At 74.9% G+C, this 23,043-nt stretch carries 20 protein-coding genes; 8 read left to right on the top strand and 12 right to left on the bottom strand.

All coding sequences use genetic code 11. From position 1 onward, the window contains the following. Window positions 1–32: 32 nt before the first annotated feature. A complete protein-coding gene (locus BX266_RS07625) occupies window positions 33–917 on the bottom strand; it encodes a LysR family transcriptional regulator (protein ID WP_099898142.1) in 885 nt (294 codons plus the stop codon). Between the two features lie 117 nt (window positions 918–1,034). On the opposite strand from BX266_RS07625, the gene BX266_RS07620 reads away from it, so the two are divergent. Beyond that, entirely contained in the window at window positions 1,035–1,754 is a 720-nt protein-coding gene (locus BX266_RS07620) for an SDR family oxidoreductase (protein WP_099898141.1), read from the top strand. A gap of 12 nt (window positions 1,755–1,766) precedes the next feature. Here the strand turns inward: BX266_RS07620 and BX266_RS07615 are convergent, their stop codons facing one another. The 10 genes from BX266_RS07615 to BX266_RS07570 form a co-directional block, all read right to left on the bottom strand. Next, the gene (locus BX266_RS07615) at window positions 1,767–4,181 is read right to left on the bottom strand and encodes a right-handed parallel beta-helix repeat-containing protein (protein ID WP_099898140.1); all 2,415 of its coding nucleotides are present in this window, start codon (window positions 4,179–4,181) and stop codon (window positions 1,767–1,769) included. A gap of 177 nt (window positions 4,182–4,358) precedes the next feature. Beyond that, window positions 4,359–5,261, bottom strand: a complete 903-nt coding sequence (locus tag BX266_RS07610) for an MOSC domain-containing protein (protein ID WP_099898139.1) — start codon at window positions 5,259–5,261, stop codon at window positions 4,359–4,361. 134 nt (window positions 5,262–5,395) lie between these two features. Continuing rightward, window positions 5,396–6,043, bottom strand: coding sequence for a DUF6643 family protein (locus BX266_RS07605; RefSeq protein WP_259464597.1), 648 nt, complete (start codon window positions 6,041–6,043; stop codon window positions 5,396–5,398). Between the two features lie 290 nt (window positions 6,044–6,333). Beyond that, the gene (gene mscL, locus BX266_RS07600; RefSeq protein WP_099898138.1) at window positions 6,334–6,783 is read right to left on the bottom strand and encodes a large conductance mechanosensitive channel protein MscL; all 450 of its coding nucleotides are present in this window, start codon (window positions 6,781–6,783) and stop codon (window positions 6,334–6,336) included. Window positions 6,784–6,870: 87 nt separating this feature from the next. Further along, the gene (locus BX266_RS07595) at window positions 6,871–8,073 is read right to left on the bottom strand and encodes a DegT/DnrJ/EryC1/StrS aminotransferase family protein (RefSeq protein WP_099898137.1); all 1,203 of its coding nucleotides are present in this window, start codon (window positions 8,071–8,073) and stop codon (window positions 6,871–6,873) included. Further along, complete coding sequence (locus tag BX266_RS07590) at window positions 8,070–9,623, bottom strand: hypothetical protein (protein WP_099898136.1); 1,554 nt, start codon at window positions 9,621–9,623, stop codon at window positions 8,070–8,072. The genes BX266_RS07595 and BX266_RS07590 overlap by 4 nt, the downstream gene beginning before the upstream one ends. Beyond that, entirely contained in the window at window positions 9,623–10,672 is a 1,050-nt protein-coding gene (locus BX266_RS40770; protein WP_310794772.1) for a GNAT family N-acetyltransferase, read from the bottom strand. The genes BX266_RS07590 and BX266_RS40770 overlap by 1 nt, the downstream gene beginning before the upstream one ends. Window positions 10,673–10,705: 33 nt before the next feature. After that, complete coding sequence (locus BX266_RS07580; protein WP_099898135.1) at window positions 10,706–11,797, bottom strand: glycosyltransferase; 1,092 nt, start codon at window positions 11,795–11,797, stop codon at window positions 10,706–10,708. Beyond that, window positions 11,794–13,686: a CpsD/CapB family tyrosine-protein kinase gene (locus tag BX266_RS07575; RefSeq protein WP_099898134.1), complete on the bottom strand. Its 1,893-nt coding sequence runs from the start codon at window positions 13,684–13,686 to the stop codon at window positions 11,794–11,796. The genes BX266_RS07580 and BX266_RS07575 overlap by 4 nt, the downstream gene beginning before the upstream one ends. A gap of 275 nt (window positions 13,687–13,961) precedes the next feature. Beyond that, window positions 13,962–15,095, bottom strand: a complete 1,134-nt coding sequence (locus BX266_RS07570; protein ID WP_099898133.1) for a glycosyltransferase family 4 protein — start codon at window positions 15,093–15,095, stop codon at window positions 13,962–13,964. Between the two features lie 127 nt (window positions 15,096–15,222). Between BX266_RS07570 and BX266_RS07565 the strand changes: the two genes are divergently transcribed. Beyond that, the gene (locus BX266_RS07565; protein ID WP_099898132.1) at window positions 15,223–16,287 is read left to right on the top strand and encodes a glycosyltransferase; all 1,065 of its coding nucleotides are present in this window, start codon (window positions 15,223–15,225) and stop codon (window positions 16,285–16,287) included. Here BX266_RS07565 and BX266_RS07560 read toward each other — a convergent pair. Further along, window positions 16,274–17,422 carry a damage-control phosphatase ARMT1 family protein gene (locus BX266_RS07560; RefSeq protein ID WP_099898131.1) on the bottom strand — a complete coding sequence of 383 codons (1,149 nt, stop codon included), beginning with the start codon at window positions 17,420–17,422 and terminating at the stop codon, window positions 16,274–16,276. The two genes, BX266_RS07565 and BX266_RS07560, sit on opposite strands and share 14 nt — an antisense overlap. Window positions 17,423–17,473: 51 nt before the next feature. Here BX266_RS07560 and BX266_RS07555 point away from each other — a divergent pair, with 51 nt between their 5' ends. The 6 genes from BX266_RS07555 (at window position 17,474) to BX266_RS07530 (ending at window position 23,035) form a co-directional block, all read left to right on the top strand. Next, window positions 17,474–17,716, top strand: coding sequence for a hypothetical protein (locus BX266_RS07555; RefSeq protein ID WP_099898130.1), 243 nt, complete (start codon window positions 17,474–17,476; stop codon window positions 17,714–17,716). 143 nt (window positions 17,717–17,859) lie between these two features. Next, window positions 17,860–18,549, top strand: a complete 690-nt coding sequence (locus BX266_RS07550; RefSeq protein WP_180290411.1) for a hypothetical protein — start codon at window positions 17,860–17,862, stop codon at window positions 18,547–18,549. A gap of 172 nt (window positions 18,550–18,721) precedes the next feature. Continuing rightward, on the top strand, window positions 18,722–19,501 hold the full coding sequence (locus BX266_RS07545; protein ID WP_180290410.1) for a thiol:disulfide interchange protein DsbA/DsbL: 780 nt from the start codon (window positions 18,722–18,724) through the stop codon (window positions 19,499–19,501). 243 nt (window positions 19,502–19,744) lie between these two features. Then, on the top strand, window positions 19,745–20,644 hold the full coding sequence (locus BX266_RS07540) for an ABC transporter permease (RefSeq protein ID WP_099898127.1): 900 nt from the start codon (window positions 19,745–19,747) through the stop codon (window positions 20,642–20,644). Then, window positions 20,634–21,833 carry a polysaccharide ABC transporter ATP-binding protein gene (locus BX266_RS07535; protein WP_099898126.1) on the top strand — a complete coding sequence of 400 codons (1,200 nt, stop codon included), beginning with the start codon at window positions 20,634–20,636 and terminating at the stop codon, window positions 21,831–21,833. The genes BX266_RS07540 and BX266_RS07535 overlap by 11 nt, the downstream gene beginning before the upstream one ends. Before the next feature lie 2 nt (window positions 21,834–21,835). Beyond that, window positions 21,836–23,035, top strand: a complete 1,200-nt coding sequence (locus BX266_RS07530; protein WP_099898125.1) for a glycosyltransferase family 4 protein — start codon at window positions 21,836–21,838, stop codon at window positions 23,033–23,035. The last annotated feature ends 8 nt before the right edge of the window (window positions 23,036–23,043 follow it).

Genomic DNA, 23,043 nt, shown 5'->3' with positions numbered 1-23,043 from the left:
TGACGGTCGCCCGCCGAAGCAGAACCCGCCGCTCAAGGCGTCAACTTGGCCCGGGTGGCGAGGAGTTCGGTGAAAGCGGTGGTCAGGCGGTCGGGGCGGGTGCGGGTGTAGGCGGCGAGCGGGCGGTGGATCGGGGGGTCGGGGCGCAGCACGGCGGCGTCCAGGCCGGGCGGCACGACGGTGGCGGGGACCAGGGCGGGGCCGAGGCCGGCGGCGGCCAGCGCCGGTGCGGCGGAGGTCTGTTCGGTGCGGACGGCCGCGCGCGGCCGGAAACCGGAGCGGGCACAGGCCTGATCGAGCAGGTCGGCGAGACCGTTCCCGGGGGCGTAGTGGACCCAGTCGTGATCGGCGAGCGCGGCCAACTCGACCGTGCCGTCCGGGGATGCGGCCAGCGGGTCGTCGGCGGGCAGCACCACGGCGAACTCCTCCACGCCCAACTCCCGCACCGGTCCCGCCCAGTCGGCCGGGACGGGGCCGACGGCGAGATCGGCCTGTCCGGCGGCCGTCGCGGCGCGCAGCTGGTCCGCGTGCGGGTACTCGCGCAGCCGGATCCGGACGTTCGGGTGCTGCCGGCGCCAGGCGCGCAGCACCGGCGGGAGGATGCCGAGGGCGATCGAGTAGACCGTGGCGACCTCGAGGTCGCCGTCCTCCAGGCCGACGGTGCGGCGGGCGGCGGCGTGCAGCCGTTCGGCGTCGGCGAGGGCGGCCCGGGCGTGCGGGAGGACGGCGCGGCCCAGCGGGGTGGGGCGGACGGTGCGCGGGAGGCGTTCCAGCAGGGCGCCGCCGAGCGAGGTCTCCAGCGCCCGGATCTGGTGCGAGAGCGCGGGCTGCGTCACGTGCAGCTGCTCGGCGGCCCGGGTGAAGGAGCCGGAGTCGACCACGGTGACCAGGTATTCGAGCTGCCGCAGGGTTGCCATGAGCAGAGTTTATCGATAGCGGAGAAAACAAGCCTTGGACCTATCGGGGCAGGTCGGCGGAGGGTGGTGGGGCGGCCGGAAGCACCGGTCGCCACCGGAGAACGAAGGAGCACCCCCATGTCCGCATCCCTGGAAGGCCGCCGCCTGCTCGTCATCGGCGCAGGCTCGCGCACCGGCCGCCTGCTCGCCCACGCCGCGTCCGCGGACGGCGCCGAACTGCTGCTGGCCGGACCGGACCCGCGGAAGCTGGAGTGGACGGCGGGCGAACTGCCCGGCCCGTCCACCGTGCTGCCCGTGGACCTCACCGACGAGGGCTCCATCGAGGCGCTGGCCACCCGGGCCGGGCAGCTGGACCACCTGGTGTCCACCGCCGCGCTGCCCGCCAACGGCCCGCTGAAGGACCTTCGACTCGCCGACGTCCGGCGGGCGTTCGACGCCAAGGTGATCGGGCCGCTGCTGCTCGCCAAGCACCTCGCCGGACGGATCGCCGAGAACGGCTCGCTGACCTTCTTCTCCGGCGTCGCCGCCTGGCGCCCCGCCCCGGCCCGCACCGTCATGGCCACCACCAACGGCGCGCTGGCCTTCCTGGTCCAGGCACTCGCCGTGGAGCTCGCCCCCGTCCGCGTCAACGCCGTCTCCCCGGGCATCGTCGACAGCGGCTCCTGGGACGGCCTCGGCCCCGACAAGGAGGCTTTCCTGCAGTCCGTCGCCGCCCGCAACCCGGCCCGCCGCGTCGGCACCCCCGAGGACCTGGTCAAGGCCGTGCGCTACGCCATCGACAACCCCTACGTCACCGGCACCGTGCTGCACGTCGACGGCGGAGGCCGACTGGTCTGACCCGACGCCCGGCTACGGGAGGTCGGCGGGGACCAGCAGTTGGAGGTCCTCCGTGGTGGGGGAGGAGAGCTGCGCGACCCGGGAGGCGTGGCGTTCGATCATGGTCTCGAAGACCTGGCGGGCGGTGCGGCCGTTGCCGAACCCGGCGCTGCGGTCGATGCCGGTGAAGTGGGTCCGCAGCGCCTCCTCGGTGGCGGCGTCGAGCCGGTACTCGTGCTCGGCGGCCTGCGCGCGGGCGATGTCGAGGAGCTCGTCGGCGGAGTAGTCGGGGAAGGTGACGGTGCGGGAGAACCGCGAGGACAGGCCCGGGTTGGCGGCGAGGAAGCGCTCCATCTCCGCGGTGTAGCCGGCCACGATCACCACCACCTCGTCGCGGTGGTCCTCCATCAGCTTCACCAGGGTGTCGATCGCCTCCCGGCCGAAGTCCCGCCCGCCGTCCTCCGGCGCCAGCGCGTACGCCTCGTCGATGAACAGCACGCCGCCGCGGGCCTTGTCGAAGGCGGCGGCGGTGCGGATCGCCGTCGACCCGATGTGCTCGCCGACCAGGTCCAGCCGGGCCACCTCGACCAGGTGGCCGCGCTGCAGCACGCCGAGCGAGGCGAGGATCTCGCCGTACAGCCGGGCCACCGTGGTCTTGCCGGTGCCGGGGGAGCCGGTGAAGACCAGGTGCCGGCGCGGCGACGGGGCCTTCAGGCCCGCGCGCTGGCGGGCCCGGCCGACCGAGATCAGGTCGATAAGGGTCCGGACCTCCTGCTTGACGGTGGCCAGACCGACCAGCGCGTCCAGTTCGGCGAGCGCCACCTCCGCCGGGCGGCAGTCCGGGATCGGGGCGATCACCGCCGGGGCGGGCGAGGTGCTGGAGGAGGTCAGCACCGCCGGGACCAGCGAGGCCAGCGGCGGAGCGGCCGGCGCGTCGGCCGCGGCGGGCCGCTGGGCGGGCAGCGGGGCCGCGTCGTCCGAGGTGCAGCCCTCGGCGACCGGCCCGGCCTCGGAGAACTCGAAACCCGCGCGGGCGTTGCGCTCGGCCCGGCAGCGGATCAGCCGCGTCCGGCACCCGTCGATCACGTGGAAGCCGAACCCGCCGCCCTGCGACACCCGGACGTCGTCGAACTCGCCGCGCCCCTGCGCCGACACGTACACGCCGGCCTCGCTCGCGCCGCGCACCGTGCACTCGCGCAGCACCGGGTCGGCGCCCTTGGTGACGATCACGCCGGTGGCGACGTCGGCGATCTCGCAGTTCGTCAGCAGGCCGCCCGAGCCGTGGTCGCGGAACCACAGGCCGGTGCCCGCGCCCTGGATCCGGCAGCCCGTCAGGTCGGCGCTCGCCCCGCCGCTGACCGACACGGCCGAGGAGCGGATCGAGCTGAACGAGCAGTCCCGGGCGGCGGCCGAGGAACCCTGGTCGAGGACGAACAGGGCGTCCGGCAGGTCGTCCAGCGCGCAGTCCGCGAGCTCCAGCGAGGCGCCGTCGCTGACCCACAGCGCCGGGTAGTCGCCCTGCGCGGAGTGGAAGCGGCACCCCTCGGCGAGCACCTTCGTCCCGCCGTCCCACACCGAGAGCGCGCCCCGGCCGAAGCCGTGCACCGTCACCTGGCGCAGCGTCAGCTTCGCGCCGCCCCGCAGGTCGGCGGCGTTCTCCGGCACCTCGTGCACCCGGCAGGAGGCCAACTCCAGTTCGGCGCCGGTGTCCAGGCTCAGTCCGTTGCCGGACACCCGGTGCACCGTGCAGTCGGTCAGCCGGCCCACCGCCTGCGCCTCGGCCTGCACGCCCGAGCCGCGCACCTCGTACACCTCGCAGCCGGACAGCTCCGCCAGCGTCCCCGGGTCGGCCAGCAGCACGCCGGCGCCGCCCGCGTGATGGACCCTCAGCCGTTCGGCGCGCAGCCGGGAGCCGCCCAGCACCGCCACTCCGCTCTGCCCGGCCGCCGCGATCTCGCAGTCCAGCAGCTCCGCCTGGGCCTGGCCGCGCAGCCGCACGCCCAGGCCGGTCGGGTTCTCCACCGTGCAGCCCACCAGCCGGGCCCGGGCGCCGTCGGCGAGCTCCACGCCCACCGCGGCGGAGCTCTCGATCCGGCAGTCCGCCAGCACCGCGCCGTCCGGGCCGGCCAGCAGCACCGCCGGGGCGGAGCGGTCGGAGGCGTCCACCGTCAGGCCGCTGATGGTCGCGGCGGCGGTCACCGTCAGGGCCGTGCCACCGCGCACCGCGCTCTCCGGCGGCGAGATCCGCACGGTGCCCGGCCCCTGCTCGGCGACCACCGTCACGGGCTTGTCGACCAGCACCGCCTCGCGGAACGTCCCGGCGCGCACCGTCACGGTGTCCCCCGGCTCGGCGACCTCCAGGGCCTCGCGGAGCGTCGCGTACTCCCCGCCGCGCCGCCGCCAGCGGGAGGCGCTGTCCTGCGTGACCCGGACCCTGAGCTCAGCCATGACGATCTGTCATCCCCGCCTTCGTCAGTTCTGTCGAGGTCAGTTGCGTGACGGCAGTCGTGTCGACGGCAGAAGTGCCGAGACGCTGCGCGATCGCCCCACCGTAGCGTGCGGGGCGGACCCGGCGGACCGTCGCCCGGTTCAACGAATCAGGGTGGGGGTGGTTCCGGGTGCACGTCAGCGGCGGTCCGGCTGCGGCGCCGGGCCCTCCTCCAGCACCTCCACCGCGTCGCCGACGGTGAGCGTGCCGAGGACGTCCGGGGTCGGGGTCGGGCGGACCGGGACCAGGTTCTGGCCGAACACCAGCTTCTGGCCGAAACGGTGGTGCCGGCCCAGCGCGCGCAGCGGCTCCGGGCCGCGCCGCTCGCCGGTCTCCTGGTCGGTGGTGGTGACCACGCAGCGGCCGCACGGCTTCGCGACCCGGAACTCCAGGCCGCCGACCCGGATCCGCCGCCAGCCGTCCTCCGCCCAGGGCGCGGTGCCCGCGACCACCAGGTTCGGGCGGAAGCGCTCCATCGGCAGGGCCCTGCCCCTGCGCTCGTCGTCCGGGTGGTCGGCGGCGATCCGGGCGTTCAGCTCCTCCAGCGAGGCGGTGGTGGTCAGCAGCAGCGGGTAGCCGTCGGCCATCGAGACGGTCTCGTCCGGGCCCGCGTACTCCGGGTCGATCGGACGGCTGGTGGCCGGGCGGTCCAGGTGCACCAGCCGGACCTCGCCGAGCTTCGCCGGAAGGTGCTCGGCCAGCCAGGCGGAGGTGTCCTTGGCGGACTCCGCGGCGGAGAAGTGGGTGCCGAACACCGAGACGGTGGTCTCGGGGGCGCCGGCCAGGACCGTCGGGGCGGGGAGGGTGTGCGCGCTGCCGTCCGGGGCGGTCAGGGTGAGTGACGTGCCGTCAGCGGACGGGGTGGGGCGCAGCCGGCCGATCGAGGGCTCGTCGCGCTGGGTCAGCGCGGTGCCGCTCGCGTCCACCAGCATCCAGCGCCGGTCGCCGACCAGGCCCCAGGGCTGCACGTCGGCGGACGACGGGGAGAGGCGGTACATCGACTTGACGGGGTACAGGTGGAGGGAGGCGAGGTGCGGCATGCCGTCCATCCTGCCAGGCGGTGCGGGCGCGCCGTTCCCCGCGCCCCTGACGGGACGCGGGGAACGGGTGGTGCGTGGGCGGGTGGGGCAGAAAACGCGTCGTTGCGTCGGTGACCTTGCCCCCGCAGGGGTGCTCAGCCGGCCTGCGGGTACTGCCGGTACTGCTGCTGCGGGTACTGCTGCGGGACGCCGGGCTGGCGGACCTGGGGGGCGGCCGGGCGGAAAGAGTTCCCGCCGAAGGACTGGTCGCCGAAGGTCTGCTGCTGCGGGGCGGCCGGCTGGGCGCCGAACTGCTGGGAGTTGAAGGTCGGCGTGAAGCTCTGCGGCGCCGCGGCGAAGCCGCCCACCGGGGCCTGGGCCGCCTGGTAGGCCTGCGTGGGCTGCGGGTACGCCGGGGCGGCCGGGCGCTGGCTGGGCAGGAAGCCCTGCGGGGCCTGGGCGTAGCCGGGCTGCGGGGGCATCGGGGCCTGCGCGTAGCCGGGCTGGACCGGGATGTGCGGGGCGGGAGCCGGGGCGCTGCTGGGGCCGGGGCCGAGCGCCAGGCGGGCCGGCGGCAGGGCGGGCAGGTTCGACGCGGGGGTGTCGAAGCCGGTGCCGAAGCCGCTGGAGTAGCCGCTGCCGTAGGAGGAGGACCAGGAGGAGGCCGGGAGGGCCGGGGGCACGTTGATGGGTGCGATCTGCGGGATGCCGCGCTCTGCGACCAGGCTGTCGTAGATGGGCGTGCCGGAGGAGAAGGACGGAGGGGGGTAGCCGACTCCGTCGTAGGAGCGGGGCGAGGTCATGGGGCATACCGTAAGCCCACAACATGCCTGCTGAGGAGAGTGGAACGGCCTGGAGTTCAACTGTTTACAGACTCTTCGCCCGCTTAAATCGGACAATAGCGGAGCTAGTCGGGCGAACAGGTGGCCCATTTCGGCCATCGGGGGTCCATCCTCCGTGCACCACCCGCTCGTCGGGCGCGGTACGAAAGGTTCCGCCAAGGTCCCGTTAAGCCTCAGGTGGTTCAGACCGCCCCGAATGCGTCGGCCCGGACAGCTGGGGGCCGTCCGGGCCGGGGTGGAGACGGGGGTGCTCAGCGGGCGGCCGCCGCGGCGGCCTGGGCGGGGAAGCCCGGGCGTCCGGCGAGCTCGGTGGTGCAGTGGGCGCAGCGCAGGGCCGCGGCCGGCACGGTGCTGAGGCACTCGGGGTAGTCGGACTTGGCCACCGGGGTGTCCTTGACCGGGTTGAACTTGTTCTGCAGCTTGCCGACCGGGACCACCACGGCGAAGTAGATCACCGCGGCGACCAGCACGAAGCTGATCATCGCGTTGAGGAAGGCGCCGTACGGGAAGGTGACGCCGGCGACGGTGAACGCCTCCTTGCTGAAGTCGCCGACCGCGCCGGAGGCGACGCCGATCAGCGGGGTGAGGAAGGCGGTCACGAAGCCGGTGACGACGGCGGTGAAGGCAGCGCCGATGACGATGCCGACGGCGAGGTCGACGACGTTGCCGCGCAGCAGGAAGCTACGGAATCCCTTGAACATAACGGACATCCTGACCCCCCAACCTCCCTTCGGTCCAACCGAGTTCACCTGATCCGGCTAACGGCCGAACCGCCTTGCGAGGCTCGGTCAGACGCGCTCCGCGGCGGCCCGGACCTCGGCCGCGAAGGACTGGACACGCACCACCGCGTCGGCGACCCGGCGGACGGTCGCCGCGTCCATGTGCGACCAGAGCGGAACGGTCAGCACGGAGTCCGCCAGCCGGTCGGTGCGCGGGAGCTCGTCCGCCTGTCCGAGGTGGGCGTACGCCTGCTGCCGGTTGACGGGCGGGAAGAAGTAGCGGCGGGTGTCGATGCCCTCGGCCCGGAGCGCGTCCGCCAGTTGACGGTTGTCCAGGCCGAAGACCGGCGCGTCCAGGATCATCGTCAGGTCCTTGAAGGTGGAGGTGTCGCCCTCCTCCGGCAGGGCCAGCCGCAGGCCGGGGACGCCGGCCGTGGTGCGGGCGAACTCGGCGACCAGCGCACCGCGGTGGGCGACCCGCTCCGGCAGGCCGGCCAGCCAGGTCAGGCCGACGGCCGCGTGCAGCTCGCTCATCCGGGCGTTCAGGCCGGGGAACAGGGTGTCGTAGTCGCCCGGGTTGCCGTAGTCCCGGGCGGTGCGCAGGGTGGCGGCCAGCGCGGCGTCCCGGGTGGCGACCAGGCCGCCCTCGCCCGCCACCGCGACCTTGGTCGGGCTCATCGAGAACACCTCGGCCAGGCCGAAGTTGCCGATCGGGACGCCGCGCCGGGCGGAGCCGAGGCCGTGCGCGGCGTCGTACACCAGCGGGACCCCCGCGGCGTCGGCGATCCGCTGCAGCTCCTCGGTCTGGCAGGGCGTCCCGTAGACGTGGGTGGCCATCATCGCGGCGGGGGAGTCGGCGGCCTTCAGGCGGGCCTCGGCGTCCGCCGGGTCCAGGGTGATGTCCTGCTCCCGGGCCTCCGCGAACAGCGGGGTGCCGCCCGCCCAGTGCGCGGCGTGCGCGGTCGCCGAGAAGCTGAACCCGGGCATCAGCACCGGCCGCCGCCCGTCCACCCCGGCCGCCTGCAGCACCAGCATCAGGCCGGCCGTGCAGTTGGACACCGCCACCACGTGCGGCACCCGCAGCAACTCGGCAGCCTGCTCCTCCAGCTGACGGACGGTCGGCCCGTTGGTGAGCATCCCGGAGTCCAGCACCTCGGCGAGCCGCCCGAGCAGGCCCTCGCGGTCGGGGACCCGGACCCGGGTCAGCGGCAGGCCGTCGGGAAAGGCGGGCGCGCCGCCGAGGACAGCGGGCCGCGTCTGATCGGTCGTCATGAGGTCGATCCCCCCTGGGTTCGATTCGGGTCCGGTGCGCCGTCGGCGGCCGGAGACTCGGGTCCTGGGCGGGTGCCCCACTGGCCGGGCTGGACCCGCCACAGCGGCGGCCGGCGGCGGCGCGCCACCGGCCCGGAGCCGGCCGGCTTGGGAATCGCGAGCAGCACCAGGACCAGGGGCAGCACCTGCACGCGTTCGCGGGACAGGATGCCCATGTTGTTGATGGTGGAGAACGCCCAGCAGAACAGCAGGGTGTACACCACGGTGAAGGCCACGTACGAGCGCTGGACGAACAGCTTCGGGATCCGGGCGAGCTGCGGCCAGGCGCGGATGAACATCACCAGCAGCGCGAAGCACTCCACCGACTGGATCAGGTTCTGCACGTTCGACGCCTCGAACGGGAACGGCCGGAACAGCACGCTGATCACCGAGACCGGCAGCCGCGCCGGGTTCAGGCTGAACGCCGGCGCGGTGTCCTCCGCGGTCGCCGCGTTGATCACCGAGTCGCCCTGCGAGGTGCGCCGGGAGGTCTCCGACAGCACCTGGTTGACGGCGTCGCCGCCGGTGCCGTTGGTGCCGAAGAAGGTCGACACCTGCTGCAGCATCAGCATCACGCCGACGCCCAGCACCGCCGCCGACAGCACGGTGCGCAGCGGCCCCAGCGCGGACACCTGCTGCGGGCGCTTGCGCAGCAGGTACGCCACGCTCAGGCCCGCGCCGGCCAGCACCGTGACGTGCGGCCGGACCATCGCGGTGCCCAGCGAGCCCAGCGCGATGCAGAGGAACGCGCCGAACCGGCGGTCCAGCAGCCGGGCCACGCCGTACGTGGTCAGGCCCAGGCAGAACATCATCCAGGCGTCCTTGCCGATGCTGGACGGCCAGAACAGCAGCGAGGGCAGGAAGAAGACCAGCTTCGCGTAGCGCCGGGAGTCCGCCTCGGGGAAGGCGATCTGCAGGGCCCGCCAGAACAGCAGCACGCCCCAGAAGCCCAGCCAGGAGAACACCAGGAAGCCGCCGACCAGGGTCGGGCCGGTGATCGCGTAGATCACGCCGGTGACGATGATGACGAAGCCGGTGCCCGCCACCTTCATGCCCAGGTCGTAGTGCAGACCGGCGCCGAGGTCCGCGGTGTCCAGGTAGCGGGCCAGGTCGCTGCCGCGCTGGTGGTACATCTTGGCGTCGGCCGCGCCGCCGTACAGCACGAAGGCCATCAGGTAGCGCGGGAAGGCGCAGGCCAGCTTGGCGGCCATCGCCACGATCAGCAGCCGGAAGACAGCCGGCTCCGGATTGTTCGCCGCCACCCGGGCCAGGATCGGGGTGCCGATCGCCATCAGCGCGGGCGCCACCAGCAGCGCCCCCCAGGTGTCGTAGCTGCTGTGCACCATCGCCAGCACGAACAGCGTCACGTAGCCGATCACCAGGGCCGCCGCCAGCACCGTCAGCCGGCCGCGGCGCAGCGCCTCGCGCAGCCGGGCCGGTGCGGAGCGGACGGGGGAGCGGGCCGGCGGCCGGACCCGGCCCGGCGGGCGGGCGGCGAGCAGGGCCGCCATCAGAAGACCTCCAGGTCGCCGAGGCTGAACCGCCAGTCCGCGAGCGTGCGTTCGGCCGGCAGCGGGCCGGTCGGGGTACGGGCCGCCAGCACCATGCCGGTGCGCGGCGCCGTCAGGCAGCCCGCCCGCAGGGCCGCCGCCGCGGCCTCGGTGCCCGGCGCCAGGTGCGTGGCGGCGTGGTCGCAGCCGGAGGCCGCCGCCGCGCGCAGCAGCTTCGCCGCCGCCGCCCGGTCGCCCGGGCGGACGATCAGCTCGGCCAGAGTGAACTCGGCCAACGGGCCGCGCCGCCGGGGCCGGCCGAACGCCAAACCGACCAGCTCGCCGCCGCGTTCGACCGTCGCCACCCGGTAGTCCAGGCCCGGCGCGGCCCCGTACCGCCAGGCCAGGTACGCGGCGGTGCGCGCCGTGCGCAGCCGCCGGTCGGCCGCGTCCGCCAGCTCCCGCTCGGCCAGCAGGTCCGCCAGCCGGGGATCCGGCGCGGCGAACCAGTCGGCGGCGGTGGGCAGTTCGCAGCGCGGCGGCCCCGCGGGGCCGGGGCGGCGGGCCAGCGCGGCGCGCGCGCCCCGGGCGAAGGACATCGGCCGGGCCACCCGCAGCGCCACCGGCACCCGTCCCAGCTCCCGCCAGCCCATCTTCAGGTACCCCGGCAGGCTGGTGCCGTTCGGCGTGTTGAACACCAACTCGGTGTCCCCGGCCACCCGGTCGAGCAGGTCGGTGGTCAGGCGGCGGAAGATGCCGCGGCCCCGGAAGTCCGGGTGCGTCGCGGTGTCCACCGGCCGCACCGCCCGCACCTCGCGGCCCGCCGGGCCGCCCGCCTGCCAGGACCAGCGCAGGAACAGCCGCACCCCCGCGATCCGCCCGTCCCCGGCCACCGCGACCAGCCCCGGGCTCGACCCGAACGGGTTCGCCCGGTGCTTCCAGTCGAAGAACCCGGCGCTCCGCCGGCCCGTCGGCCCGCCCGCGAGCGAAGCCGTCAACAGCTCCAGCACCGCCGGCACGTCCGCCGGCTCCAGCCCGCGGTACGTCAGTTCACCACCCACGTCGTGCACGTCCCCTTCGGACTCCGCCGGGCACCCGGGCGCTCAGCTCGCCAGCACCCGCGCGTACACCCGCTCGATCGCCTGCTGCGCCCCCGCCACGTCGAAGGACTTGGACCGCTCCCGGGCGGCCGCGCCCATCCGCCCGCGCACCTCGGCGTCGGCGGCCAGCGCGCCCAGCGCGGCGGCCAGCGCCGCCGGGTCGCCGGGCGGCACCAGCCGCCCCTCCACGCCGTCGTCCAGCACCTCCGGCATGCCGCCGACCCTGGTCACCACCGACGGCAGACCGGAGGTCATCGCCTCCATCAGCGCCACCGGCAGGCCCTCCTGACGGGAGCTCAGGCAGAACACGTCCCAGCCCGGCAGCAGGGCGGGGACATCGCCCCGGGAGCCCGCGAACAGCACGCCCTCGCCGGCCCGCGCCTTCAGCGCGCTCTCCAGCGGGCCCGCACCGACCAGCACCAGCCGGGCCGTCGGATGCTCCCGGCGCAGCCGCTCGAACGCCGCCAGCAGCGTGGCCTGGTCCTTCTTCGCGGTCAGGTTGCCGACCGTGCCGATCACCAGCGCGCCGTGCGGCAGGCCCAGTTCGTCCCGGGCCGCGCGGCGCGCCGCCGGGCCCGACGGGGCGTCGCCGAGGTCGGGCCCGTGGTGCACCACCGACAGCCAGTCGCCCGGACGGCGGCGGCCCACGCCCTCCGCGACCGCGTGCGACACCGCGATCACGGCCGAATTCCGCCGGTACGTCCACGCGTTCGCCCACCGGGTGGGCCGCCGGTAGCGCTCCCACAGGTTGTGCTCGGTGTGCACCAGCTTCGGCCCGCCCCGCCCGGCGGCCAGCAGCCGCGCCGCGACCGCCGGAACCGGCATGTGGGTGTGCACCAGGTCGTAGCCGCGCTCCGCCAGCAGCGCCCGCAGCCGCAGCGGCCAGCGCCGCCCCGGTGCGGCGCCCAGGCAGTGCACCGGCACGCCCGCCGCCTCCAGGGCGGGCACCAGCGCGTCCTTGTGCGGCAGGACGTACGCCACCTCGATCTCGTAGCGCGAACGGTCCGCGTGGCGGGCGCAGTTGACCAGCAACTGCTCCGCGCCGCCGCGGCCCAGCCCCTTCGCCAGCCAGAGCACCCGGGCCCGGCCGGTCACCGCTCCTCGCCCAGGCGCAGCTGCAGCGTGGTCTCCACCTGCTCCTCCGGCGGCAGCTCCACCGGCCGCCGGCCCCAACTGGCCGCCCCGGCACGGCGGTCCGCGCCCTCGCTCTCGCCGTACACCGGCTCGGTGCGGCGCGGCTCACCGTGCCGCGACTCGGCCGGCCGGGGCTCCGGCGGGCGCTGGTGCTCGCCGCCGCGCGGCGGCTCCGGCCGGAGCGGCTCGCGGCGCGGCTCCGAGCGTTCGGCGCGGGCCGGCGAGTCGGCGCCCGGCAGCCGGGGCGCCGTCGGCACCAGGGTGACCCTGCCGGCCAGCCGGCCCAGCTGCAGGGTGCGCTTGCGCCGCCCGGTGGCGACCTCCGCGCCCAGCAGCGCCACGCCCGCCACCGGCACACCGGTGCGGGACAGCAGCTCGGAGACCCGGTCGGCCTCCTCCGGGCGGACGTTGCCCGCCATCACCGTCACCAGCACCGCATCCGCGTGCTGCACCAGGTCGTAGGCGTCGTTGGCGTTCAGCAGCGGCGAGGAGTCGATCAGCACCACGTCCGCGTGCCGCCGGGCCAGCTTCAGCACCTCCCCGGCGCGCAGCACCAGCGCCGCCGGGTACGCGTTCGCGTTGCCGCCGGTGATCAGCGCCACGCCCGGCACGTTGGTGCGGCGGATCAGGTCCACCGGGTCGGGCAGCTTCTCGCCGGACAGCAGCTCCGCCATGCCCGGCCCGTCGCCCACCGCGAACTGGGCGTGCAGCTCGGGCTGGCGGAAGTCGCAGTCCAGCACCAGCACCTGACGGCCCGTCTCGGCGAGCGTCGCCGCCAGGTTCGCCACCAGCGTGGTCCGGCCGTCGCCCGAGCGGCCCGACATCACCAGCACCACCGGGGCCGGCTCGGTGCCGCGCCGCACCCGCCGCTCGTCCTGGTCCAGGCCGCCCTGGCCGAGCTGCGAGGACAGCGCCTCCGGGCCGGTCAGCAGCAGGGTGGAGCGCAGCGAGCGGTACGCCTCGGTGGCCGGATCCTCCGGACGGGCCGTCACCAGCGGCTCGCGCAGCCGCCGCAGGCGGCGCGAGAGCCGGGGGATCTCGCCGATCACCGGCAGGTTGAACGCCTCCTCGGCGCCGTCCCGGGTGCGCAGCCGGGTGTCCATCCGGGACAGCATCAGCGCCGCGACCACGCCCAGCGCCAGGCCCAGCACCACCGCCAGGGTCAGCCGGACCGCCCGCGAGGGCGAGGTGAGCAGGTTGCCGCCGAGCTCCTTGGTGTCGATCGAGCCCCACTGCTGGATCGCGTCGGTCTGGCTGTAGTTCTGCAGGTCGGCGATCAGGCCGAGGGTCTTGGTCAGCGCCGCCGTCGCGGTCGACAGCTGCGGCTGCAGCCGGGCCTGGTCACCCGCGTTGCCCTTGTTGAAGGACTTCTGCAGGTCGTCCAGCTGCTGCTGCTGGGAGTCCGCCTGGGCGCGCAGGCGCTTGATCGACTCGTCGGCGCTCTTCCGGGACTCCTGGCTGTAGCCGGTGATGGTCGCCTCGGACAGCGCCGCCGCGAGGTCCGCGCAGCCCTGCTGGGTCGGACCGGTGGTGGTGAACAGCAGCATCTGGGTGGACGCCGCGGTCACCGTCCGGCGCGCCGACAGGCCCGCCACGTCCGTGATGTGCAGCTTCTGCGCGGCCGCCGTGGTCACCGCGGAGCCCTGCGCGTACGACAGCACCTGGTCGGCGCGGACGGTGTCGGCGGCGCCCGCGACCGGCGTTATCGCCACCTTGCACTGCCACTTCCCGTTGTCGACGGCGTCACCGGCCGGCGTCAGCAGGAACCCGACGAGCAGCGCGGCGCCCGTGCAGCCCGCCAGCAGCCGCCAGTACCGCCGCAGAACGGTGAACAGATTTGCCGGTTCCACCGGTTGGTTCCCCTCGCCTCGTCCGTTGTGCGCGCACCCCCCGGAAGCGGCGCTGAGCGAGAACTCCGCACGGTGCTCCACGGCTGCGGCAGAGAAAGACCCCGACCCCCCGCCGGCCCGCCCCCCGCTCGATGCTTCCGGCCCCGGACCTGCGGCGCAAGCACTTTGGCGATTCTGAGACCAACCCGTGGACGGATTCCGGACGCACGCACACAATCTGACGAACCGTCATCAAACGGTCGGGCGACGTACGTGCCCGAAGCGCCCGCCCGCGCTCAGGCCAGTGCGCGTTCGTAGAACTCCACCATCCGGCCCGACACCTGGTGAAGGGTGAACCGGGTCAGGAAGCGCGCCCGCGCCGCCTTCGCCCGCACCAGCGCCTCCCCGCGCTCGTCCAGCGCCCGCACCAGCGCACCCGCGAACTCCCGCGGCCGCTCCGGCGCGACCAGCAGCGCGTAGTCCTCCGACCCGACCGTCTCGCGCAGCGCCGGCACGTCCGCGCACACCAGCGGCACGCCCACGCCCATCGCCTCCATCGCCGCGCTGCCCAGCCCCTCCCAGCGCGAGGGCACCGCGAACACCTCCGCCGCCGCCATCAGATCGAACACGTCGTCCCGCGGGCCCAGGAAGCGCACGTTCGCCGTACCGGCCGCCAACGCCTCCAGCCGGTCGGTCTCCGCGCCCCGGCTGCCCGCCAGCAGCAGCACCGCGTCCGGGTGCGCCGCCACCACCTCCGGCCAGGCCGAGACCAGCACGTCCAGGCCCTTCTGGTACTGCTGCCGGGCCGCCGCCAGCACCACCGGCACGTCCTCGGCGAGCCCCAGCGCGGCGCGCACCTGCGCGCGGCGCTGCGGCGTCACCGACCCCAGCAGCTGCGGGTCGCGGCCGCGCGGCACCACGTCGATCCGTCGGCGCGGCACCCGCAGGCGGCCCGCCATCGCGTCCGCGACGTGGTCGGTCAGTGCGTGGAACCGCCGCACCCCCTGCGCGGTCAGCGCATCCACCCCCTGCGCCGCCCGCACCTTCCACGGGCTCAACCCGCGCGCGTGCAGGTGCTCCGGGCCGTACGCCGAATTCACCAGACTGGACACCACCGGGACGCGGGCGGCGAGGGCCGCGGCGCGGCCCAGCACGTCCGACTCGTACAGGGTGGTGTGCACCAGGTCCGGCCGCAGGCGGCGGAACTCGCCGCGCAGCGCGGCGACCCGGGCCCGCCGCGAACCGCGCAGCACCGGGTGCACGGTCGCGCCCGCGGCCCGCAGCTCCTCCTGGAACCCGCCCGGCGACTCCTTCAGGAAGGCCACGTGCAGCTCCACGCCGGCGCGCACCAGCAACGGCGCCATCGCCGCCAGCCCCTGCTCCGCCCCGCCCACCCGGCTCACGCTGTCGATCACGTACACCACACGCACCGCGCCAACCCCCTCGCCCAGCCCACCCCCTGACCGCCGCTCAGCATCCCAGTCCGACCCGCCCCCCGTCCGCCGAACCGGAGGAAACCCGCCCGCCTCCCGGGCGGGTCCCGGTACGGTCGGGCGCATGGCCGAGCCGCGCGTGCTGCACGTGATCACCGACCCCCGGGCGCGGGGCGCCCAGCGGTTGGCCCGCGACCTGCACGCGGAACTGGTGCGGCGCGGGCAGCAGTCGGAGCTGACGGCGCTCCACCCGCACCCGGACGCCGACCCGGGGGACCCGGCGCCGGTGCTCGGGCCGTCCCGGCACCACCCGCGCACCCTGTGGGCGTTGCGGCGCGCCGCGGCCCGGGCGGACGTGGTGGTCGCGCACGGGTCGTCGACCCTGCAGGCCTGCGCGGTGGCGCTGCTCGGGTCCCGGACGCCGTTCGTCTACGTCAACATCGGCGATCCGCGGCACTGGACGGCCAGTGCCGCGCGGCGCCTGCGGGTGGGGGCGTTCCTGCACCGCGCGGCGGCCGTCGCCGCGATCTCGCCGCACGCCGCGGAGGTGCTGCGGGAGCGCTTCCGGCTGCCGGCACGACGGTTGCGCACGCTGCCGAACGCCCGCGCCGCGGACCGCTTCCGGCCCGCTGCCGGGCCGGCCGAGAAGGCCGCCGCCCGGGCCGGGCTCGGGCTGCCCGCCGAGGGTCCGCTGGTGGCGTGGATCGGCGCGCTCAGCCCCGAGAAGCGTCCCGACCTGGCGCTGGCCGCGCACGCCCGGCTGCCCGAGGACGTTCAGCTGGCGCTGGCCGGCGAGGGCCCGCTGCGGGCGGAGCTCGCCCCGGGGCCGCGCACGCACCTGCTCGGACCGCTCGCCGACCCCGCGCCGCTGTACCGGGCGGCCGACCTGCTGCTGCTCACCTCCGACTCGGAGGGCGTGCCCGGGGTCCTGATCGAGGCCGCGCTGGCGGGCCTGCCCGCCGTCGCCACCGACGTCGGCTGGGTCTCCGACGTGGTCCGCCCCGGCGAGACGGGCCTGCTGACCCCGCCCGACGACCCGGCGGCGCTCACCGAGGCCCTGCGCACCCTGCTCGCCGCCGACCGCACCGGCTACGGCGCGGCCGCCCGCGCCCACGCGCTCGCGCACTTCGAGCTGGACGTGGTCGCCACCGGCTGGCAGCAGCTGCTCCGCGAGGTCACCCGCCGCTGACGGCCAGTTGCACCAGCGCGTGCCGCCCGCCGGTGCGCCAGTGCGCGCCCGAGGCGTCCAGCCTGGCCACGGTGGCCGCGTCCAGGCCCGTGACCACGTCGGACTTCAGCGTCCGCAGCGCCGCCACCGGGGTGGGGAAGTACCCGGCGACCGCGGCGAACGGCGTGGTCGCCGGCCAGTACCGGTCGCCCACCAGGCGGCGGTAGTTGAGGTCGCCCTTGAGCAGCGTCAGCGTCGCCTCGGCGAACTCCGCCCGCAGGTCGGCCGGGAGGTCCCGGTACGGCAGCGGCGCGCAGAAGAAGGCGTGGGTGCGGACCACCAGGGCGCCCTCGCGCATCGCCCGCCACAGGCGCTCGCCGATCCCCGTCGGCGTGGAGCGCAGGCGTTCGAGCGCGGCGAGCACGTCGGCGGTGGTGGCGTCCGAGACGAAGTACGGCTGCGGCTTCACGTACAGCACCACCTGCTCGGCGGCCTCGCGGGTCAGCAGGTGGTCGATCAGCACCAGGTCGGGGAGCAGCTCCCGGCCCGCGTTGTCCGCCACCAGCCCGATCCGGCCGCCGCTCCGCAACAACTCCCACAGCGCGGCGCCGTCGTCGGCCACCAGGCCCTGTTCCGGGCGGCCGGCGTCGGTGGTCAGGCCGAAGCTCAGGTCGGCCCGGTTGCCCCACAGCGCGGAGGACAGCAGGGCCCGGCGCCGCTGATCCTCCGTCAGGGCGTCGATCCCGTCGAGGGCGGCCAGCTCCGCGTCCACCGCCGGGCTCGCCAGCTCGGCCGCCTTGAACGGCCCGAACGGGTCGATCCCCTGCCAGGCGCCCGGCCGGAAGTACCCGGTGGCCTCCAGCAGCCGCCGGTAGAACCAGCTCTCCGCCCACAGGAACGGGGCCCGGCTCCACGGCTCGCCCCACAGGCCCTCGCCCCAGCGCCGCCACTGCTCGGCGTCCGGCGCGCCCGCGGCCGGCGGCTCCAGCACCCCGTCCAGGCTCTCGGCCAGCAGCGCCGCCAGCGCCGCCCGCTGCGCCGGCTCGTACGGCAGGGCCGCCGACAGGCGCTCCACCAGCACCGGGTGGCGCTCGTGGAACACGCTGCGGGCGAACGAGCCGGGGGCGTCGATGCCGATCACGGGCGCCTGCGACACGGTCGTCCTCCCTCTCCGGGGGCTGCTGGTCGGCGCTGTCCACCGGCCACGGTGACCATACTCGGGCCCGACCGGGTCGACCTGTCCGACCGGACGGTGGCGCTGCCGTACCAGGGGCGCCCCAAGGACGGCCGACGGGCGAGGATCGGGCCGGTGGTGCTGCGCACCGAGGCCGAGCAGGGCGACTGCGAGGAACTGACCGGCGCCCGGGCGGAGTTGCGGTCGGCGCTGCCGCGCGAGGTGCGGAGCGTCTCCCGGGCGGACCCGTCGGCACCCGAGCCGACCGCTCGGTGACCGGAGTCCGGTGGTGGACGGCGCGACCGGTTCGTCACAGCCGTGTACCGGACGGTCGGTGGCGGAACCGTCCGCTGGGCGGACGCGTGGTGACGCATGCCCCGCCGACCGGCGGGCGTCACCGCAACCCGCAGGAGCACGAGTTGAAGCTTCGCAAGCCCGCCGCCGTGGCCGTCCTGGCCTGTGCCGTCCTGGCCCTGACGGCCTGTGACCCGGAGGACGGCGGCTCGGCCGCCCCGGCCGGCACGACCTCCGCCGCCGCTCCGCCCGCGGCGTCCGCCGGGGCCACCGCGGCCGCGGGATCCGGTGGCGCGAGCAGCGGGGGAGCGGTCGCCGCCGACGTGCCGATCTGCGGCGGCTCCGAGAAGGAGAGCGACGTGAAGGCCGAACTGACCCTCGACCGCAGCGCCGACCCGCGGATCACCGGGGTGATCAAGCTGACCAACACCTCCGGCCACGACTGCGTGGTGTACGGCAAGCCCGACCTGCGCACCGACCACGTGTCCGGCTCCTTCACGAAGCTCGCCAGCGGCGTCCTCGGCGCGGGCAGCTTCGCCACCGACAAGGCGCACGGCACCGTGCTGCACACCGGCGTGCCGGTGTACCAGGCGATCACCTGGCTGGCCTCGCCGCCGGTCGCGGCCAACGCCACCTGCACCACCGGCGACGTGCTGATGATGGTGCGCAACGAGGAGGTGCTCAGCCTGACCATGCAGGTCAAGGACGGCCGGTACTGCCCGGTCAAGGAGGAGGGCTCCGACCAGGTGCAGATCGGCGTCCCGAAGCCGAGCCTGGCCGAGGCCCAGGCGCAGGTGAAGAACCTGTCGAAGTAGTCGGCGCCCCGCCGCCGGTGGGCGATCGAGCGGGGGCGCGCCCGCCCACCGGACAGACCGGGCCGCGGCCCTCCGACGGATGTTCGAGCCGCACTGCTCCGATCCGGCGAATTCCGCCGCCCGGGGCCCGATCACCTGGAACGCGGCAGGTCCGCCCTGCCACCCTGCCCTGGTGAAGTCGCTGCTGAGAACCTCTGTCCTGCTGGCCGTCGCCGGCGGTCTGCTGACCGCCCCGGCCGCCGCCCGGGCCGCGTCCGCCGTCGCCTCCGGGCTGCCCGGCTCGCACGGGCAGCAGCTGCTGACGCCCGGTCAGCACCCGGCCGCCGACCGGCCGTCCGGCTCCACCCGGCAGCACCCTCCGGTACCCGCACTCCGCCCGCTGGAGCCCGCCGCGCCCGCCGGGTCCGGATCGGCCGGCCTCCAGGCTGAACGGACCCACGAGGCGGTCGAGTTCTTCTGGTACGACTGCTACCACTCCGCGCAGCTGGAGCAGCCGCTCGGCCGCTGGGCCGCCCAGCACCGGGCCGACGTGACGCTGCGCCGGGTCCCGGCGATCTGGACCGGCAGCCCCGACGAGCCCGTGCAGCGCGCCCACGCCCGGCTGTACTACACCCTGGAGCGGCTCGGCGAGGTCGACCGGCTGCAGGCGGCGGTGTTCCGAGCCGTCCGCGAGCAGCACGCCGACCTGACCACCGAGCAGGCCGCCGCCGACTGGGCCGCCCGGCAGGGCGTCGACGCGGCCGGGTTCCGCGCCGCGTACCGCTCCGCCGAGGTGAACCGGGCCGTGCAGGACGCCCCGCAGCTGTTCGTCCGGAACCAGGTCACCGAACTGCCCACGGTGATCGTCGACGGCGCCGGCCGGACCTCGCCCTCCAGCGCCGGCGGCGTGGACGTGATGCCGTCCGCACTCGACCGGTTGGTGGCCGAGGGAACGGGCCCCGCCGGCTCCTGACCGGCGCCGCGCCGCACCCGCCGGCGCCGTTCGGCCGGGAACTGTCGCGAACCGGCCTGAGCTGCCGCAATCTTCACCGAACCCGCCCCCGGCCCGCACACACTGTGTCATTGTGGTCGCCGGGCCGCCCGGGACAGCACCGGCGGCCCGCATCCGACAGTTCATGCGGCCGCGATTCGGGCGGCGTTCGGGCGGCAGCGGCACCGGGGGCGACCACAGCCGCCCGGGAGAGGGCGGGAGTCCGTGGGGGGACAGCGCGCACAGGTCATCGACGAGCGCGGGAGCGGGACCGCCCCGCCGGGCGTCCCGATCCCGGCCGGGCCGCCGCCCGAACTGGTCTTCAAGCGCCGGCTGAGGCCCCAACAGGTGGCCCGCGAGCTGTGGGCGGCACGGGAGTTGGTGCGCGCGCTGGCCGAACGCGACCTGCGGGCCCGGTACAAGCAGGCGGTGCTCGGCTTCGCCTGGGCGGTGCTCACGCCGCTCGCGCTGTGCGCCATCTTCACCCTGGTCTTCCACCGCGCGGTGAAGATCGAGACCGGCGCCGCCCCGTACACGCTGTTCGCCTACGTCGGCCTGATCGTCTGGCAGTTCTTCAGCAACACGATGAACCAGGGCGCGCTCAGCCTGGCCAACAACCTGAGCCTGCTGAACAAGGTGTACTGCCCCCGCGAGGTGTTCCCGCTCGCCACCATGCTGGTCGCCACCGTCGACATGGTGATCGGCATCGGCGTGCTCGGCCTGATGTTCCTGGTGTTCTGGACGGCGCCCGCCGCGACCTTCCTGTGGGCGGTGCCGCTGCTGCTGATCCAGTTCGCCTTCACCTACGGCATCGCGCTGATCCTCTCGGTCGCCGTGGTGTACCTGCGCGACGTCCGCCACCTGCTGCCGATCATCACGCAGATGGGCGTGTTCGCCACCCCCGTCGCCTACCCGCTGGCCAAGATCCCGCACCGGCTGCAGGAGATCTACGTCGGCGTCAACCCGCTCGGCGCGGTGATCGAGGGCTACCGCAAGGCCCTGCTGTACGGCGAGGCCCCCGACGTCCGGATGACGCTGATCGCCGCGGCCAGCTCGCTGGTGTTCCTGGTCGGCGGCTACCTGCTCTTCAAGAAGCTGGAAACGGGGATCGCCGATGTCGCCTGACCACCCTCTGGGCACCATCCGCACCGAGCAGGTCTGGAAGCGGTTCCGCGCCGACCAGCAGCGCATGCTGCTGCGCGACCGGGTCGAACAGGCCGCCCGCCGCCTGCGCGGCGACCGCGGCGAGGACTGGCGCTGGGCGCTGCGCGACATCAACCTGCACATCGAACCCGGCGAGTCGGTCGGCCTGATCGGCTCCAACGGGTCAGGAAAATCAACCCTGTTGAAGATGCTCACCCGGGTGATGTACCCGTACGCGGGCGTCATCGACGTGCGCGGCCGGATCGGCGCGCTGATCGAGATCCGGGCCGGCATCCACCCCGACCTGACCGGCCGGGAGAACATCTACCTGTTCGGCGCGCTGCTCGGCCTCAAGCGCCGCGAGGTCGCCGGGCGCTTCGACGACATCGTCGAGTTCGCCCGGCTCGGCGGCGCCATCGACCGGCAGGTGAAGTTCTACTCCTCCGGCATGCAGATGCGCCTCGGCTTCGCCGTCGCCGCCTACCTGGAGCCGCACGTCCTGCTGGTCGACGAGGTGCTCGCGGTCGGCGACGCCGTGTTCCAGCAGCGCTGCCTGGACCGGATGCGCGAGGTCGCCGAACAGGGCACCACCATCGTCTTCGTCTCCCACGACCTGCCCGCCGTGCAGTCGATCTGCCGCCGCGGCGTCTGGCTGGAACAGGGCACCGTCCGGGTCGACGCCGGCATCAAGGACGCGCTGGCCGGCTACCGCGACTCCATCGAGGCGCAGTCCGACGCCTCCGCCCGCACCGGCGAGCCGCTGCAACTGCTCAAGTACGAGGTGCGCGGCGAGGACGGCGACGACACCACCCTGCACACCGACGAGTCCGTCACCGTCGAACTCACCCTCGGCGGCGACTACCGCGGCGACGCCACCCTGCACCTGGGCGTCAGCGAGGGCACCTCCAGCCCGATCTTCCAGATCAGCCACGAGGTCCGGCTCACCGGCGGCGACCACAAGGTGGCCTGCGTGATCCCCCGGCTGCCGCTGCCGCGCGGCCGCTACACCCTCTGGACGGGCGTCTACTCGATCGGCAAGACCGACGGCGGCACCCTGATGAGCTGGCACTCCGCCGGGCAGTTCGACGTGTTCGGCCCGATGCTCGACACCCCGCCGCGGGCCGTCGTGATGGCCGCCCCCGTCTTCGTGCCGCACCAGTGGGAGGAGTGAGCGTGCGTTCCGTCCGGGTCCTGGTCCACCTCAACAACCTGGCCCTCGGCGGCGCGCAGCTCAACGCCGTCGACATCGCCCGCACCCTGCGCGACCGCGGCCACCAACCCGTGCTCTTCGCCCAGGGTGTCGACGGCCCCGCCCCGCTGGTCGAACTCGCCGCCGAGCACGACCTCGACCTGGTGGTGGCCGGTGACCCCGACACCCCGCACGCCGTCGTCCGGGCCCGGCTCACCGGACTCGCCGAGGAACACGGCTCGCAGGTGATCCACGCCTGGGAGGTCCGGGCCGCCCGCAACGCCTACTTCGGCCCCGGCCGGCAGGGCCGGCTGCCGATCGTCACCACCTTCTACGGCATCCGGATGCTGCGCGGCATGCCCCGCCACCAGCCCCTGGTACTGGGGCTCGGCGCGCTGATGCCCGACGGCCGCGCCTTCGGCCACCGCGACCTGCGGCTGATCGAACCCCCCGTCAACACCCGACTCGACGCGCCCGGTTCGGTCTCCGGCGCCGCCTTCCGCACCGAGGTCGGCGCCGCCGACGACCAGGTGCTGCTCTGCATCGTCACCCGCCTGGTCTCCGGCCTGGAGAAGGACGCCGGGGTCGCCCGCACCATGGCCGCCGTCCGCCTGCTCGACGACCCCGGACTCGTCCTCGCCGTGGTCGGCGGCGGCCCCAGCGAGGACAAGCTCCGCGCCGAGGCCGACCGCGTCAACGAGGAACTCGGCCGCCGCGCCGTGGTGTTCACCGGACAGCGCTCCGACCCCCGCCCCGCCTACCAGGCCGCGGACGTGGTCCTCGGCATGGGCGGCTCCGCCCTGCGCGGCCTCGCCTTCGGCAAGCCCGTCGTCGTGCACGGCGCGAGCGGCTACACCGCGATCCACGAACCCGGCCCGCTGGTCGAACCGCACGCCTCCCGCTGCATGTACGGCCACGGCGACCACCCCGTCGACGCCAAGGCCCTCGCCGCCCAGATCCGGGCCCTCGCCGACCACCCCGAACGCCGCGCCGAGCTCGGCAGTTGGGGCCGCGAGTGGGTGGTCGGCCGGTTCTCCCTCGACCACGTCTCCACCGCCTTCGAGGAGATCTACCGGGAGCTGCTGCGCAAGCCTCCGGGCCGCGCCGCGTGGCTCCGCGACCTGGAGCAGATGTCCCGCTACGAGTTCGTCAAGCCCACCGCCCGGCGCCTGATCGGCCGCTGACGCACCGT

Source organism: Streptomyces sp. TLI_171 (assembly GCF_003610255.1).
GTDB lineage: Bacteria > Actinomycetota > Actinomycetes > Streptomycetales > Streptomycetaceae > Kitasatospora.
This window is presented reverse-complemented; position numbering and strand designations above follow the sequence as displayed.